This window comes from Streptomyces sp. NRRL F-2580, assembly GCF_000720115.1.
Taxonomy (GTDB): Bacteria; Actinomycetota; Actinomycetes; order Streptomycetales; family Streptomycetaceae; genus Streptomyces.
This window is the reverse complement of sequence record NZ_JOIR01000018.1, coordinates 51,699-66,845: the sequence shown is the minus strand read 5'-3', so window position 1 is coordinate 66,845 and position 15,147 is coordinate 51,699. Positions and strand designations below refer to the sequence as shown.

Genomic DNA, 15,147 nt, shown 5'->3' with positions numbered 1-15,147 from the left:
GCTCCGGGCATGAGCCCACACCGTGATTCCAGCCCCGCACAGGGCCAGCAGTACACCGGCACCACCGCGACGGCGGGACGGCAGACACCGGCGGTGCGTGGGGTGCTGGCCGGCCTGTCGCTCTCGATGCTGCTGTCCTCGCTCGGCACCAGCATCGCGAACGTCGGCCTGCCGACCCTGGCGCAGGCGTTCTCCGCGTCCTTCCAGCAGGTCCAGTGGATCGTCCTCGCCTATCTGCTCGCCATCACCACCCTGATCGTGAGCGTCGGCCGGCTCGGTGACCTGATCGGCCGCCGCCGGCTGCTCCTCGGCGGGATCCTGCTGTTCACCGTGGCCTCGGTGGGGTGCGGCGCCGCGCCCTCGCTCTGGCTGCTGATCACCGCCCGGGCCGCGCAGGGACTCGGCGCGGCCGTCATGATGGCCCTCACCATGGCGTTCGTCGGGGAGACGGTCCCGAAGGCGCGGACCGGCAGCGCCATGGGACTGCTCGGCACGATGTCCGCGGTCGGCACCGCTCTGGGCCCTTCGCTGGGCGGCGCCCTCATCGCCGGGCTCGGCTGGCGGGCGATCTTCTTCGTCAACGTGCCGCTCGGCCTCCTGACGTTCCTCCTGGCCCAGCGCCATCTGCCCGCCGACCGGCAGAGGGCGGCGGGGGCGGGCCTGCCCCGCTTCGACCACCTGGGGACCCTGCTGCTGGCGCTCACGCTCGCGGCCTACGCGCTGGCCATGACCCTCGGCCGCGGCCGTTTCGGCCCCCTCAACCTCGCCCTGCTGGCGGCCGCCGCCCTGGGAGCCGCCCTCTTCGTACGCACCGAGGCGCGAGCGGCGGCACCGCTGATCCGGGGAACGGTGTTCCGCGATCCCGGGCTGCGCGCGGGCCTCGCCACGAGCGCGCTCGTCTCGACGGTGATGATGGCGACGCTGGTGGTCGGACCCTTCTACCTCTCCCGGACGCTCGGGCTCGACGAGGTCCTCGTAGGACTCGTGCTGTCGGCCGGTCCGCTGGTCGCCGCGCTCACCGGGGTACCGGCCGGCCGCATCGTGGACCGCCTCGGCGCCCCCCGCACGACCGTCGCCGGGCTCTGCGCGACGGCGCTCGGCGCCCTCGCCCTGTCCTTGGCGCCGGAGACGTCCGGCGTCCTCGGCTACGTCGTGCCGCTCGCGGCCGTCACCGCCGGCTACGCGGTGTTCCAGACAGCCAACAACACCGCCGTCATGGCGGACGTCCGCCCCGATCAGCGGGGTGTCGTCTCCGGCATGCTCAACCTCTCGCGCAACCTCGGGCTCGTCACCGGTGCGTCCGCCATGGGCGCCGTGTTCGCGTTCGCCTCGGAGACGACCGACATCACCACGGCGGGGGCGCACGCCGTCGCCGGCGGCATGCGGGTCACGTTCGCGGTCGCGGCGGTACTGGTCCTCCTCGCCCTCGCCGTCACCCTGACGGGGCGCCCCGGGAAGGACGGGCCGCGGGGCGAGCGCTGAGCGTCCGCCCGGCGGGGGGTCACGCAGGGTCACCCCTGCGGAAACGGTCCCGCGCGGGCCCGCGCGCCTCTACCGTGCCCTGAGGTGATGGGCACGGCACCGGAGGTGGGGCGGATGGACGAAGAAGAAGACATGCGGCTGGCGGGGCTGACCCCGGAGATCTCCCGTCGCACCCTCACCATGCTCCGCGGCCTCGCGGGCCTGGAGCCGCCCGAGCAGGTCCCCGAGGACGCCATGGTCGTCGCCGACGCCGTCCTGGCCGAGCACGGGACGGACGGGCTCCGGGTGCTGGTGATGACGCTGGCGGCCTGGGCGACGGCCCAGATCGAGAACGTCGCCGAGCTCAGCGGGCGCAGCCACGAGGCGGTGCTGGACGCGATGGAGCTGGCCTGCCTGGAGGCGAACGCCGAGGAATAGGACCTGACCGGAGGCGAACGTCGGGGAACGGGTGCCCGCCGGGTGCCGGTGGCCGCGCGAGTGGGTTCCGCGGCGGGTCCGGAAGAAAGACGGTCCGGGCCGGCCGTGATCCGGCGGGTGTCGGCGACACTGGGAGGGCAGGAGCGTCGCCGGGGGGTCGTGATCGGAGGCCGTCGTGAGCACACCTTCCCCCATCCGCATCGCTGCCGTCCTGTCCACGGAGCATCGTGGACGTCTGATGTCCCAGGCCCGCGAGGTCAATTTCCCGGAGAACGCGCGGATCTTCGACGAAGGAAACCGGGCGGAGTCCTTCTGGATCGTGCGCTCCGGCACGGTGACCCTGGAGGTCCCCGTGGCCGGCCGCCGGCCCGCGGCCGTGGAGAACCTCGGCCCCGGTGAGCTGGTGGGCTGGTCCTGGTTGTTCCCGCCGTACGTGTGGCAGCTCGGCGCGCAGGCGATGACGCCGGTGCGCGCGTACGAGTTCGACGCGGCGGCCGTACGGATGCTGATGGACGCCGATCCCGCCTTCGGGTCCGCGCTCGGGCACTGGGTCGGGCGCGTGCTCGCGATGCGGCTCCAGCAGACCCGCACCCGGCTGCTGGATCTGTACGCTCCGCGCCTGAGCGCGGCGGGTTAGGCCGTCTCCTTCGGACCCTGCCGCCGGGCCGTTGAAGCCGGCCGTACGGGTCCCGGATCGGCGGTCCGGTCCCCGAATGGCCGGTCGACCGGCGGCCGCGCACGATGGAAGGGTGCGAACCGAGGCTTACGACAAGCGCCGCGGACCGGTGTCCCGATTCCTGGACAACCCGGTCGTCGGGATGGCGCCCTGGATCCTCTTCTCCCTGCTGGTAGGACCGGGACGCTTCGAAATCTCGGTCGTGGTCGCCCTGGCGGCGGCCGTCGCCCTGATCGTCCTGAGCCGCGTGGTCAACCGCGGCAGCACCTGGAAGCTCCTGGAAGTGGCCGACGTGGTGTTCTTCGCCGCGCTGGCCGTCGTCGGCGCCCTGGCGAGCGAGGGCACGCTGCGCTGGCTGGAGACGTACGCGGGCGAGGTCGCGAACATCAGCCTCGCCGTCATCGCCTTCGGCTCCATGGCCGTGGGCATGCCCTTCACCCTCCAGTACGCCCGCGAGCAGGTCGATCCCTCCCTGTGGCACACGCCCGCCTTCGTCCGCACCAACTACGTCATCACGGCGGCCTGGGGGCTCGCCTTCCTGGTGGCGGCCATCGCCGGCGCGTATGGGGACCTGGTCCTGCACAACCCGAACAACATCTGGACCGGCTGGATCATCCAGATCCTGGCGATCGTCGCCGCGCTCCGCTTCACCGTCTGGTACCCGGACGTGGTCCGGGCCCGCGCCGCCCGCGAGACGGCCGGCCAGGCCCCCGAACCGCTTCGCCCGGCAGGGCTGCTGCTGCCCCTGGCCGGGCTGTTGGTGCCGATCGGGATCGCCGTCCTCGTCTTCGAGAGCAACGTGTGGTGGCTCGGTGTGGCGCTGATCGTCGGCGGCGGACTCCTGACGAAGGCGCTCCAGTCGCAGAACTGAGCCCCGCCGCCCGCCACTGCGGGCTTCTTCATCCCGACCCCACGGCAACTCCCGCCGTCTCAGAGGGGTAGCGTAGGCGCGACATAAAACCATGAGCAGGTATGTGCCGGTGTGGTCCGATCCGTGCCGCCCGTCGCCGGACGCGGTGTCACCGCCTGGCTGTTGGTTGCGTCTCACCCTCTGAGCAAGGAGCTCCACACGCATGTCCATACCACCGCAGCCACCGTCGTCCCCTCAGCCGTACCCGCAGTCCGGACCGTACGGGCAGCCGGGGCAACCGGGGCCGTACGGCGCGCCGCAGGGCTGGCAGGGGCAGCCGCCGGTGTCGCAGAAGACCAACGCGCTGGCCATCGTCGCGTTCGTCATGTCGCTCGTCTGCGCGCTGCCGCTGGTTCCGCTGATCCTCGGCATCATCGCCCTCTCCCAGATCCGCACCCGGGGTGAGAAGGGCAAGGGCCTGGCCATCGCGGCCATCGTCATCCACTGCGTGAGCATCGTGTTCGCCGTTCTGGTGCTGGTCTTCGGGCTGACCGAGGCGCTGGACGCCGGCCCCGCGCCGAAGCGCGACACGGGTGGCCAGGTCACCGGGTCGGGCTCCAGCAAGGTGCAGGACATCCGCAAGGGGGACTGCTTCAACACCGGCGGCGATCTGGCGGAGTACGAGGACGAGGACGGCGGCCAGGCCGGCTACTCGGTGAAGATCGTGCCCTGCGACCAGCCGCACGAGGGTGAGGCGTACGCCGTCTTCAACCTGGACGACGGTGCGTACCCGGGCAAGGACAAGGTCGTCTCGATCGCCGAGGAGAAGTGCTCCGGTACGGCGCTGACCGACTACGTGGGCAAGGACGCCAACGTCTCGGACAAGCTGAGCGTGTTCTACTACTATCCCCAGCCGAGCACCTGGGCGTTCGGCGACCGCGAGGTCACCTGCTTCGTGGGCGACTCCAGCGGCACGAGCACCGGCTCGGTCCACTCCGCTTCCTGAACCGGCGCCTTCCGTCCGGACGACTCCTCGTCGAGGGGTGTTGAGGGGTGCCCTGCCGACCGGCAGGGCACCCCTCAGTCCTGTACGCCGGCCCGTTCGGCCGGACTGCGTCGCAGGGCCGACGCGGCCGGGGTGACGGCCGCGGCCACCGCGAGGGCCGCGCAGGCCCCGACCGTCGCGCCGAGGACGTCCCACGGGACCACGATGCCGCTCCGGACGTGCAGCAGGCCCAGGGCCCAGCGGATTCCGGCCAGGTTGAGCAGGGCGACCACGGAGCCGGCCACCGCGCCGACGAGGACGACCAGCAGGGACTCCCCCGCCACCAGCCGGAGCACCTGCCACCGGGTGGCGCCGGCCAGGCGCAGCAGCGCGAGCTCCCGGGACCGGTCCGTGGTGGCCATGACGAGGGTGTCGGCGAGCGCGATGCCGGTGTACAGCAGGGCGATGCCCAGGACCAGCAGGAAGCCCAGCCGGGTGGTGCGCTTGGTGCCGGGGTGACGGTCCGCCAGCCACTGCTCCCTGGTCAGGAACCGGCCCCCGGCCTGTCGGGCGGCCTCGGCCAGGGCGGAGGCCACCGCCGTGGGGTCCGCGCCCGGGGCGAGCCGTACGTCGATCCGGTCCACCGGCGCTCCGGGTGCGTTGGCCGGGGTGACGTAGGCCCCGTTGTCGCCGGTGCCGGTGCTCATCACGGCGGCGATCCGCAGGGTCTTGCGGGTGCCGTCGCCCAGCCACACGTCGACGCCCGCTCCGACGGTGTGCCGCTGCCACTCCTGCGTGACGATGACGGAATCGTCGTCGAGGTCGCCGAGCCTGCCCGCGACGAGGGGCGGTTCGGCGGTCCGGGCGAGGGCCTTCGGATCGGCGGCGCGGGCGTCGGAGCGGATCAGTGCCACGCCTTCCTCCAGGACGTGGAGTTCGGTCGCGGCGCCGGCGCAGACCTCGGTGCCGGGCACGGACCGGATCCGGTCGACGGCCGCCCGGTCGAAGCCGCCCGCCCCTCCCGCGATGACGAAGTCGGCGGTGGTCCGCTGCCGCATCTCGGTGGCCTTGGCCTCGCCCAGGGTGGCGGTGGTGCCGAGCAGGGATCCGGCGAGGGCCACGGTGACGAGGACGGGGGCGGCGACGGCCGCCGTGCGGCGGATGTCCGCGGCCGCGTTCTCCCGGACCAGCATCCCGCCGGCGCCCGGCAGTCGGGCCGGGAGCCAGGCGATCAGCCGGACCAGTGGCCGGACGAGCACCGGGGCCAGCAGCGCGAAGGCGACGATGAACAGCATCGGGCGGCTGGTGTACGTCTTGCGGTGGAGCAGGTCCGACGGGTCGGTGAGCAGGGTGTGCGCGAGGGTGCCGATGCCGGCCAGCAGCAGGGCGGAGCCTAAGATCCAGCGGCGGGGTCATGGTCCTCGTCTCGACGGCGGCTTCGCGCAGGGCCGCGGCGGGTTCGACCCGGCCCGCCCGCCAGGAGGCGGCGACGGCTCCGGCGAGGGCGACGAGCAGGCCGGTCCAGAAGGCCGCGTGGAGGGGCCAGTCGGCGTCTTTGATGGCGAACCAGTGCGGTGCGATGCCTTCGTCCGCCAGACACCGGGCGAGTACGGGCGCCCCGTACGCCCCCAGCAGGCAGCCGGCGGCGGAGGCCGGTACGCCGAGGACCAGCGCCGCGGCGAAAACCATGCGGCGGACCTGGCCCGGGGTGGCACCGGCGGTGCGCAGCAGGGCGAACTCCTTGCGGCGCTGGGCGACCGCGAAGGCGAAGGTGGAGGCGACGACGAAGACGGAGACGAAGCCGGTGACCCCGCCGGCGGTGCCGAGCAGGGCGTTGACGGCGAGCAGTGCCTCGCTGTCGCGCTCCGGGTCGGGGTCGGCGTGGCGGCGGTCCCGGCCCGTCAGGACCCGTACGTCGGGGTCCTGGCCCACGGCGGCCCGTACGGCGGCCGCGTCGGCGGCGACGACGAGCTGGTCGATGGCGGGTGACAGTCGGGAGGCGCGGGCGTCGGTCCAGAACACGGCGTCCTCGAAGCCGTGTCCGCCGCCGGGGGCCGCCGCCACGGTGCCGACGACGGTGGCGGGTCCGCGGTCGGTGGTCAGCCGGGTGCCGGGCCGGGCCCAGCCGGTGGTGACGACCTCCTCGTCGGACTGCGGGGCGCGGCCCGCGTCGAGGGCGTACGGGGCGAAGGCGGCGACCGGCCAGGGGTGGCCGACCAGTTGCTCCGGTGCGCCTTCGGCGCGGACGGGGAAGGACCGGTCCTCGGTGGTCCGGCCGAGGGCGGCCAGCCGTCGTGCGAGGTCGGGTGTGACGGGCTTGGTGTGGGCGAGGGTGCTGGTGCGCTCTCCGTTCGGGCCGGGGACGCGGAGGACGTCGTTGCCCTTGACCACGACGGGGGCCTGGGCGAATCGTTCGGGCCGGCGCTGCGGGGCGTCCAGGGTGGCGGCGAGCGCGAGGCCCATGGTGGCGATCAGGCCGACGCCGAGGGCCAGGGCGAGCGAGCTGCCGACGAAGGTGACCCGGCGGGTGCGCGCGGTGCGCAGGGCGATGCTCAGCACGGTGCGGCCTCCAGCGTCGTCATGCGGGCGGCGTGACGGTGCCGGAGGTGGGCCGGTCGAGTCCGGCGGCGCATTGCAGCAGGGTGGACTTGCCGGAGCCGGAGGGGCCCCATGACGGCGGTGAAGGTGCCTTGGGGGAAGTCGAGGGAGACCTGGGCGAGGGCGGTGACCGCCTGGTGGCCGGTGCCGTGGACCCGGCTGACGTCCCGGAGTTGGATCGCGTCGTTTTCCATGTCTCGACCCAACCGTCCCGGAGGGCTCGGCACAGCGGGCCTGGAGGGTGTTCCGGGGGTGGGGCCGGCCCTACCCCCGGAGGGGTTCCAGGCCCCGTCCGGCGCCGATCACAGCCGGATGTTCAAAGGTTTCGGGGGGATTTCGTGTCGGTGTTCGGCCGATTCGGCGGGTCGCTCCCGCACAGGTCAGCCCGCCCGCACCGCTGCGGTCTGCACTCATCCGTACACGATGGGTGACGAAAAATGGAGGTGCGAACGGGCGTTCGCGGCCCGCGTGGGCGAGACTCTGTCCGCTATCCGAAACGCCAACCCAAGGGAGTGTTCGAAATGCGGTCCATCGCAAGGGGTCTCGGGCTCGGTTCCGCCGCCATGGCGCTCACCGCGCTCACCGCACTGGCCTGGCCGGGTACGGCCGGAGCCGCGCCGACCGGTACGGAGAGCCTGTACGCGCCGTCCGCGCTCGTGCTCGGCGTGACGGCCGGTCAGGACGCCCGAAGCGCTACGGTGCTCCGTGCGGTGACCCTCGTCTGCTCGCCGACGCCGGGCGGAACGCACCCGAACCCGGTCGCCGCGTGCGCCGAGTTACGCGCGAACGGTTCCCGGCTGGACGCGCTCACGGCCCCGGCCGCCGACGCGGCGTGTACCAGGGAGTGGAACCCGATGACGGTGACGGCCGACGGGGTGTGGCAGGGCCGCCGGCTCAACTACACGTACACCTTCGCCAATCCGTGTGGCTTCCGGAACACCACGGGTGTGCTGTTCGACTTCTGATCGCGCACGGCACGACGGGCCGGGCGGCGCCGTGCGACCGCCGTCCGGCCCCCAAGGGCCGTGCACGACCCAGGAGGGATGCGGCCGACCGCCCTTCCTCTCAGCCCAGTTCGAGGCTGGTCACCCCGAACAGCTCGGTCAGTGCGAGGTCCGGGGCCGGACCGGTGTACATCCGGGCGGTCTCGAAGACCGGGACCAGGCCCAGGCCCGCGACGAGTTCCGAGGCCCGCGGGTTCGCGTCCGGCACGTCCACGGAGACCAGACCACCGGGCGCGTGCCGGGCGAGCCGCCGCAGCAGGACGGCCGCCACCGCCGGATCGGCCGCGTACAGCGGGCCGATCCGGTGGGCGGCGCTGCACGGGCGGATCACGCCGAGGCCCTCGATCCGGCCGTCGCGGACGGCGGCGAGCGCCGTCCGGCCGGGCAGCCCGGTCCAGGCGGACAGGAAGGCGGCGCGCGGTTCGGGGAAGAACCGCCGGTCGTAGGCGGCGAGCAGACCGAAGGGCAGCGCGGCCGCGTCCACGATCGTGATCCCGGCCCCCGCCCCCGCCCCGGTAACCCCGTCGCCGGCCCCCTCGGGGACGCCCTCGTGGCGAACGTTGTTCCAGGCGTGGCGGAAGCCGGACTTGCGGTAGTTGTCCTGCTGGGCGACGACCCCGTCCAGTCCGACGAGCCGGCCGGCGAGGCGCTCCATCCCGGCGTCCCACAGCCGGATGCCGTAGCCCTGGCCGCGGAAGGCGGGACGGGCGATGTAGAAGCCGATGAAGCCGAAACCGGCGCCGTACCGGACGGCGGAGATGCAGGCCACCGGTTCGCCGTCGAGCCGGCCGACGAGGAAGCCCTCCGGGTCGGCGACCGCGAAGGCGAACCGGTCCGAGTCCCCCGGGTTCCAGCCCTCCTCGTCGGCCCAGCCGCGCATCAGTTCCATGTCGGCGGCGCTGGCGCCGGTGATCTCGAATCCCGTCATGCCGGTGTTGTACCAGAAGCGGACGGTGGGCACAGGAGTGCCTGATCGGCCGTCAAGAGCCGTACGAACGCGGCCGGATCGGCTTCCCGGTGGAGGTCGCTGACCTGTCCGTCACCCACTTCGACGACCCGCCAGACCCCGTCCGCGCGCAGCGCGAGATCGGTGGTCACGAAGGGGCAGTCCAGCGCCCCGACGGCCGCCCGGACCGGTTCGAGGGCCGGCTCGGGGAGGTCCGGGACCTCGGCGACCGGGCTGTCGGGGTGGGCGGTGACCAGCCGGGGCACCCCGTCCCGCCACCACACCCGTACCTCCGCGGCCGACGCACGCGGCGCGACGAAGGTCTCGAAAGCCCTCAGCACCACCCCGCCCGCGAGGAACTCGTCCTGGAGCGCGACGAAGCGTGCGACCACTCGGTGCAGGGCGGCCGGGTCGCCGAGGTCGGGCACGTAACAGGCCTCGTCCCACTCGTGCTTGCGGGACTTCACGTAGTCCTTGACGACGGCGGCGCCCGGCGGCAGGCCCGCGGCCAGGGCCGCGAGCCGCCGCGGGTCCGGGACCTCCCCGGGGGCGGCCGGCAGCCAGCCGCTGACGGGAGTGAGGCCGGTGAAGGTCGCGTACCAGCCGGGGAGTTCGTGCGCCCGGCGGTACGCCTCGGGGGTGACGACGAGTTCGGCGCCGCGCCGGCGCAGGGCCGCGTCCAGTTCGGCGTACCGCTGCGCGGGGACCATCCAGCCCCGGTACCAGACGGCGCCCGCCCCCTCGGGCACCCGCGCCACCGCCCGCTCGGGGTCCCCGGCGAGCAGCGCGTCGTGGTCGACGAGCAGGGCAGTGCCGCCGACGGCGCGCAGCTGCCGGGCCTCCGCCGCGAAGTGGGCGTCGGCCCGGCGCTCGTTCAGCGGGTCGCAGCAGTAGAGAACGGTGGCGGTCGCGGTCGTCGTCGGCATGCGCCCACCCTACGGAAGGCCCCGCGGCTCGCCGTACGGATGTCAGCCCGCGCAGATGACGTCGTCGAGCCGGATGGGCTTGGAGTCGAGGCGGACGTACGCGGTGAAGGTGTCCGTGACCCCGCCGGCCCAGTGGGTGGTGACGGTGGCCCAGCCGACGCCGGCCGCCTGGGCGACGGTGACCGGGCCGATGCCGATCTTCTGCGGTTCGTTCTGGGAGCACAGGAGGACGTCCGAGTCCGTGCTCACCTGCTGTCTGTCCTTGAGGATCTGCGAGACGTACTGCTCGCGGTCTTGCGGGGAGGGGCCGTGGTCACCGTAGAAGGTGGCGAGGAAGCGGCTGATCTGATCGGCGGTATGCCCCTCCGCGCTCGCGACGGGTGCGACGGCTGCGAGGTGCGCGGCCGGCGCGGCGTGGGCGGGGACGGACGACAGTGCCGGCAGCGCGAGCAGGGTCAGCAGCAGGGCACCAAGGCTGTGCGGCTTGAGCATCATGTCCGGTTTTGTACCCGACTGGCCGGTGCGCGGGGAGGGAGCCGCGCGGATCTCACTCCTGTGGGGGGCGGGATTCACCGCAGAAACGACCCTCCGGCCTGCTCCCGGCCTGCTCCCGGCCTGCTCCCGGCGCGCTCGCTCACGGCAGGGGCGCCGCCGGGGCGCGGAAATGCGGTCGCGAGCGCTCGGCGCCGGTACGTAGGGTCGGTGCATGGGGAAGCCGCTTGTCGCAGTGTTCAGCGGGGCCGGGATGTCCACCGACTCCGGGATTCCGGACTACCGGGGACCCCAGGGCCTGTGGCGCCGGGAGCCGGACGCCGAAAAGCTCGTGACGTACGAGTACTACATGGCCGATCCGGAGATCCGGCGCCGGTCCTGGCTGATGCGGGCCGAGCTCGCCGCGCTCGGGGCGCGGCCGAACGCCGCGCACCTGGCCGTGGCCGCACTCGAACGCGGCGGCACCCCGGTCCGGGTCATCACCCAGAACGTGGACGGGCTGCACCAGCTCGCCGGGACGCCCGCGCGCAAGGTGTTCGAGCTGCACGGCACCGCCCGGTCGGTGGTGTGCACGGACTGTCACGCCCGCTCGGGCATGGACGAGGCCCTGGCCCGGGTCGCCGCCGGGGAACCGGACCCCGCCTGCCGGGCGTGCGGCGGGATCCTGAAGGCGGCGACCGTGATGTTCGGGCAGCGGCTCGACCCCGTGGTGCTCGGGCAGGCGATGGCCGTGGCCAAGGGGTGCCAGGTCTTCATCGCCGTCGGGTCCACCCTCCAGGTGCAGCCGGCCGCGTCACTGGCCGGGATGGCCGCCGAGGCCGGGGCCCGGCTGATCATCGTGAACGCCGAGGAGACCCCGTACGACTCGCTGGCCGACGAGGTGGTCCGCGAGCCGATCGGCACTGCCCTGCCCGCGCTGCTGACCCGGATCGCGGCCGGCTGAGCCACCTCGGCCGCCCGATTCGGATTCGGTCAATCCGCCGCCCACTTGGCCGAGATGGCCCCAATGATGCTGTTTCAGGCAGATCTGACCGAAGATCATCCCACTTCTCGCGCCCCGTCCCTCCATGATTCGTTACGGGCGGCACGCAGCCGTCCGCACGGGCGCGGGAGGGGCGGAAGTGACGGACGTACTGGTCGAACGCGACGACGTACTCCTGGCCGCGGCCGCCGCCACGGCCCGGGCACGCTCCGGGAGGGGCGGCTGGCTGATGCTGGCCGCGCCGCCCGGCCGGGGGCGTAGCGCAGTGCTGGACACCGTCGTCCGCCGGGCCGGTTCCGATCACGGCCTACGGGTGCTGTCGGCGCGCTGCTCACCCGAGGAGACGGGCTTCCCGTTCGCCCTCTTGCGCCAGGTGTTTCCCGGCGCCGACGGCATTCCCTTCGCCGAGCCCGCCGCCGAGCAGGAGCAAGAGGTCTTCCACCGGCTGCTGGGCCTGTTGACCCGGACCGCGGCGGCCCGGCCCGTGCTGCTGGCCATCGACGACGTGCACTGCGCGGACCCGGTGTCACGCCGCTGGATCGGCTATCTGGCGCGCCGGATCGCCGGGCTTCCGGTGCTGCTGCTGGCGACCGAATGCCGCGAGCACTCCGACGTCACCTGGCTGCCCCGGACCACGGGAGTCTGCCACCCGCTTCCCCCGCTCGGGCAGGACGCCGTCACACGGCTCGCGCGCGAGCGCGGGCTGGCTCCCGGGCAGCGTGCGACGTGCCGGGACGCGACCGCGGGCAACCCCGCCCTCGTCCAGGCGCTCCTCGCCGATCTGGCCGACTCCCTCCACTCCCCCGACCCCACCGCACCAGGGCAAGGACCGGGGCCAGGACCAGGACCGGGGCCGGGGCAGACCCCGCACCGGCCGGGCGGTGCTCCTCCGGCCCGCTACCGGGCCGCGCTCGCCCGCTGGATCCGGCACCGCGCCGACGACGAGACCCGCCGCATCGCCCTGGCCCTCGCCGTCACCGCACCGTGCTCTCCCGCCACCGGTTCCGCTCTGCTCCGAGAGGCCCTGACGCTCTGCCCGGCCCGCCACGCGGCCGCGCCCTGCGCACCGCGACTGGCCCGGCTGCTCTCCCACCCGCTCGCCCTCGAAGCCGTACGGGACGCGGCCGACCCCGCCGAACTGGCGGCCCTGCACACCCGTGCCGCCCGGCTGCTCCACGACCGCGGCGCCCCCGCCGCGGCCGTCGCCGCCCACCTGCTGCACCTGGAACGCCCGTGCGAGCTGTGGATGGCTCGCTGTCTGGAGGAGGCGGCCGACGACGCCGTGCGGGCCGGGCACACCGAAGAGGCTGCCGGACTGCTGCGCCACGCCCTGCGGACGCAGCCTCCGCCTCCCCGGGACCGGCACGCCGACCTCACCCTGCGCCTGGGGTCGCTGGAGTTCCCGCACAGTGCCGAGGCGGGCATCCGCAGGCTCCGCGCGGGCCTCGACCTGCACCCCGACCGCCAGGAACGCGCCGCCGCGGCGCCCGCCCTCGGCGCAGCTCTCGCGGCACGCGGCCGCACGGACACCGCGCTGAGCGTCCTGCACCGGGCGAGCAGCGGCACCGACGACGACGAGCTGGTGCACGTCCTGCGGGCGCTCACCGCCCTCATCTCCTCGCACGACGCGGTCGCCTGGCGCGATGCCGTCGCGGGCCTGCGCACCCTCGCCCCCACGGCCCCGCCCGCCGTCGAACCGCTGGTCTGCGCTCTGATCACCGAGTACGAGACCGGTGCCGGGCTCCTCTCCGCGACCGAGGTCCTCGCCCGGATCCAGCCCCGGCTGGCCGGGGCCCCGGTCCACCCCCGACTGCGTACCGCCTGGCTCGGCAGCGCCGCCACCCTGTTGCAGTGGGCCGACCGGCTGGAGGATGCCCGGGCCCTCGCCCGGCAGGGCCTGCCCGTGCCGCCGACCCCGCCCGACCTCACGGACGCGGGCCTGCAATGCCTGCTGAGCGCCCGGGCGGAAGCCGCGCTCTGGGCAGGTGAGTTCCGGCGCGTCATCGCCGAGAACACCCTCCTGGCACACACGTGCACCGGGCGCGGCATCCGTGCGCCCCACCTGGTCTCCATGGTGGCGCTCGCCCGGTACGAGCTCGGCCTGCGCGACCAGGCCTGGCAGCTCCTCTCCACACCCGACGAGAGCACCGCGGACAGCTCCTGGGAGTGGAACGAACTGCGCTACGCACGCGCCCTGCTCCACGGCTTCGAAGGACGGTGGCAGGACTCGCTCGACGACCATCTCGCCTGCGGCGCCGGCCAGAGCGCGCGCGACTTCGTCAGCCCCGTCGCCACACCGTGGCGCTCCGGCGCGGCCCTCGCCCTGGTCCGTCTCGGCCGGGCGGGCCCGGCAAGGGAGCTGGCCGAGGAGGAACTCGGCCACGCCCGCCGCTGGGGCACTCCTCGTACGGTCGGCAGGGCGCTCCGGGCCCTCGCCGCGGCTGTCGGCGGCCGGCAGGGTCTGGAATCGCTCACCGAGGCGGCCGCCCTGCTGGAGGGAGCATCCGCGCCGGTGGAACGCATCGAGACCCTGATCGCCCTCGGCCGGGCGCGCATCGGGGCGGGGCTCGGCCGCAGGGGCCGGGACGATCTGCGCGTCGCCGAGGCCGAGGCGGCCCGGCTGTTGTCCCCTGCGGCTGCCGGAGAGGGCCCGGGTGACGGCGACGGCCCGGGTGACGGGGGCGCCGACCCGGCAACCATACCGACGGGCCGGCTGCTGCGTGCGACGTGTGCGGCGCTGCGCGACGCGAACGCCCGCACCACGACGCGGGCCCGGACCGGCCCGGGCGCACTGACCGGAGCGGAACGGCGCGTCGTCGACCTCGCGGCGGAGGGGCACACGAACGCGCAGATCGGTGAGGCGCTCCACCTGTCCCGGCGCACGGTGGAAACCCATCTCACCAGTTCCTACCGGAAGTTGAAGGTGACCCGCCGCAGCCAGCTCGCGGCCGGCCTGGCTGGAGGGGACACCGCCGGGAGCGGGCATCGGGACTGACCACGAGAGCGCGCGGAGCGCCGTGTTCGTGGTCTTCCACGATGTGCTCGGACCCGGCCGGCGGACAGAGTGGGCACCGCGCCGGACCGGCCCCCGCGGTCCGGCGCCACCTCCATCCGACCGGCTCCCGCCGCACCCTCGGCGCAGCCGCGCACGAAAGGCAATGAGCATGAACTCCACGATGCGCACGTCCGTCCGCTCGGGTCTGGTCGCCCTGATCGCCGTGGTGGGGACGACGGTCCCCCAGGCCGTCGCCGAAGCCCGCCCCGCCACCGTTCCCACGGCGCAGACCGCCTCGGACCTGGGGGCCACGCTCGCCCCCAACGAGCTGTGGCAGCTGCGCAAGCGGGGCAGCCGCTACGAGATCGCCAATGTCCACAGCGGCATGTGTCTGAAGGTGAAGGGCGGCTCGAACGACAGCGGCGCTCCGGTGGTCCAGGGCGAATGCGGGACCGCGAGCGAGCAGTTGTGGAAGTCGGAGGTCACCGACGGCGGCGCGTTCATCCAGCTGCGCAACGCCAACTCCGGCAAGTGCCTGGACATCGCGGGGGGTTCGGCACGCAAGGGCGCCAAGATCGTCCAGTGGGACTGCAACGGCGGCCTGAACCAGAAATGGTGGGACACCGACAACATCGACGGCAACCCCGGCTGGTGGATCAGCGGCACCACCCCGAGCGGCGCTCCCACCTGGATGTGCCTGGACATGCCCGGGGCCAGCACCTCCTCCGGCACGCAGGCCGCCGTCTGGGAGTGCGTCTAGCCTCCCCGCCCTCCCCGCCCGGCCGGGGAGGGCG

12 protein-coding genes and 2 pseudogenes are annotated in these 15,147 nt (G+C 73.9%); 9 read left to right on the top strand and 5 right to left on the bottom strand.

Translation table 11 applies throughout. The features are described from left to right. The first annotated feature begins 9 nt into the window (after positions 1-9). From IF88_RS0121065 to IF88_RS0121045, 5 genes are all read left to right on the top strand, one after another. Positions 10-1,482, top strand: coding sequence for an MFS transporter (locus tag IF88_RS0121065; RefSeq protein WP_078893025.1), 1,473 nt, complete (start codon positions 10-12; stop codon positions 1,480-1,482). 114 nt (positions 1,483-1,596) lie between these two features. After that, positions 1,597-1,899 (top strand): hypothetical protein, encoded by a 303-nt coding sequence (locus IF88_RS0121060; protein ID WP_030714504.1) that lies wholly within the window; start codon positions 1,597-1,599, stop codon positions 1,897-1,899. A 175-nt stretch (positions 1,900-2,074) separates the two neighbouring features. Then, complete coding sequence (locus tag IF88_RS0121055; RefSeq protein WP_030714502.1) at positions 2,075-2,536, top strand: Crp/Fnr family transcriptional regulator; 462 nt, start codon at positions 2,075-2,077, stop codon at positions 2,534-2,536. A 112-nt stretch (positions 2,537-2,648) separates the two neighbouring features. Continuing rightward, complete coding sequence (locus tag IF88_RS0121050) at positions 2,649-3,446, top strand: hypothetical protein (protein ID WP_037806502.1); 798 nt, start codon at positions 2,649-2,651, stop codon at positions 3,444-3,446. Between the two features lie 202 nt (positions 3,447-3,648). Beyond that, on the top strand, positions 3,649-4,431 hold the full coding sequence (locus IF88_RS0121045) for a DUF4190 domain-containing protein (RefSeq protein ID WP_078893024.1): 783 nt from the start codon (positions 3,649-3,651) through the stop codon (positions 4,429-4,431). Positions 4,432-4,505: 74 nt separating this feature from the next. Here IF88_RS0121045 and IF88_RS40585 read toward each other — a convergent pair. Then, positions 4,506-6,969 (bottom strand): annotated as a pseudogene (locus IF88_RS40585) (FtsX-like permease family protein). Positions 6,970-7,003: 34 nt separating this feature from the next. Next, positions 7,004-7,202, bottom strand: a pseudogene (locus tag IF88_RS0121035) (ATP-binding cassette domain-containing protein); the annotation flags it as partial. A gap of 327 nt (positions 7,203-7,529) precedes the next feature. Between IF88_RS0121035 and IF88_RS0121030 the strand changes: the two are divergent. After that, positions 7,530-7,973 carry an SSI family serine proteinase inhibitor gene (locus IF88_RS0121030; protein WP_030714492.1) on the top strand — a complete coding sequence of 148 codons (444 nt, stop codon included), beginning with the start codon at positions 7,530-7,532 and terminating at the stop codon, positions 7,971-7,973. A gap of 100 nt (positions 7,974-8,073) precedes the next feature. Here IF88_RS0121030 and IF88_RS0121025 read toward each other — a convergent pair whose 3' ends face one another. Genes IF88_RS0121025 through IF88_RS0121015 form a run of 3 tightly spaced genes read right to left on the bottom strand, consistent with a single transcriptional unit; the run spans position 8,074 to position 10,379 of the window. Further along, positions 8,074-8,940: a GNAT family N-acetyltransferase gene (locus tag IF88_RS0121025; protein ID WP_030714489.1), complete on the bottom strand. Its 867-nt coding sequence runs from the start codon at positions 8,938-8,940 to the stop codon at positions 8,074-8,076. Further along, positions 8,937-9,884, bottom strand: a complete 948-nt coding sequence (locus tag IF88_RS0121020; protein WP_051837246.1) for an ATP-grasp domain-containing protein — start codon at positions 9,882-9,884, stop codon at positions 8,937-8,939. The genes IF88_RS0121025 and IF88_RS0121020 overlap by 4 nt, the downstream gene beginning before the upstream one ends. A gap of 42 nt (positions 9,885-9,926) precedes the next feature. Further along, entirely contained in the window at positions 9,927-10,379 is a 453-nt protein-coding gene (locus IF88_RS0121015) for a hypothetical protein (RefSeq protein WP_234323624.1), read from the bottom strand. A 211-nt stretch (positions 10,380-10,590) separates the two neighbouring features. Between IF88_RS0121015 and IF88_RS0121010 the strand changes: the two genes are divergently transcribed. The 3 genes from IF88_RS0121010 to IF88_RS42225 all read left to right on the top strand — a co-directional run bounded on the left by IF88_RS0121010 (position 10,591) and on the right by IF88_RS42225 (position 15,113). Beyond that, on the top strand, positions 10,591-11,319 hold the full coding sequence (locus IF88_RS0121010) for an SIR2 family NAD-dependent protein deacylase (RefSeq protein WP_030714480.1): 729 nt from the start codon (positions 10,591-10,593) through the stop codon (positions 11,317-11,319). Between the two features lie 178 nt (positions 11,320-11,497). Further along, positions 11,498-14,353, top strand: a complete 2,856-nt coding sequence (locus IF88_RS0121005) for a helix-turn-helix transcriptional regulator (RefSeq protein ID WP_051837245.1) — start codon at positions 11,498-11,500, stop codon at positions 14,351-14,353. Positions 14,354-14,522: 169 nt separating this feature from the next. Then, complete coding sequence (locus tag IF88_RS42225; RefSeq protein ID WP_051837243.1) at positions 14,523-15,113, top strand: RICIN domain-containing protein; 591 nt, start codon at positions 14,523-14,525, stop codon at positions 15,111-15,113. Positions 15,114-15,147: the final 34 nt, after the last annotated feature.

Excerpts from the sequence above, each read along its gene's own strand:
- IF88_RS0121065 (WP_078893025.1), top strand. The coding sequence starts at position 10 with ATGAGCCCACACCGTGATTCCAGCCCCGCACAGGGCCAGCAGTACACC.
- IF88_RS0121060 (WP_030714504.1), top strand. The coding sequence starts at position 1,597 with ATGGACGAAGAAGAAGACATGCGGCTGGCGGGGCTGACCCCGGAGATC.
- IF88_RS0121045 (WP_078893024.1), top strand. The coding sequence starts at position 3,649 with ATGTCCATACCACCGCAGCCACCGTCGTCCCCTCAGCCGTACCCGCAG.
- IF88_RS0121030 (WP_030714492.1), top strand. The coding sequence starts at position 7,530 with ATGCGGTCCATCGCAAGGGGTCTCGGGCTCGGTTCCGCCGCCATGGCG.
- IF88_RS0121025 (WP_030714489.1), bottom strand. The coding sequence starts at position 8,940 with ATGACGGGATTCGAGATCACCGGCGCCAGCGCCGCCGACATGGAACTG.
- IF88_RS0121020 (WP_051837246.1), bottom strand. The coding sequence starts at position 9,884 with ATGCCGACGACGACCGCGACCGCCACCGTTCTCTACTGCTGCGACCCG.
- IF88_RS0121015 (WP_234323624.1), bottom strand. The coding sequence starts at position 10,379 with ATGATGCTCAAGCCGCACAGCCTTGGTGCCCTGCTGCTGACCCTGCTC.
- IF88_RS0121010 (WP_030714480.1), top strand. The coding sequence starts at position 10,591 with ATGGGGAAGCCGCTTGTCGCAGTGTTCAGCGGGGCCGGGATGTCCACC.
- IF88_RS42225 (WP_051837243.1), top strand. The coding sequence starts at position 14,523 with ATGAACTCCACGATGCGCACGTCCGTCCGCTCGGGTCTGGTCGCCCTG.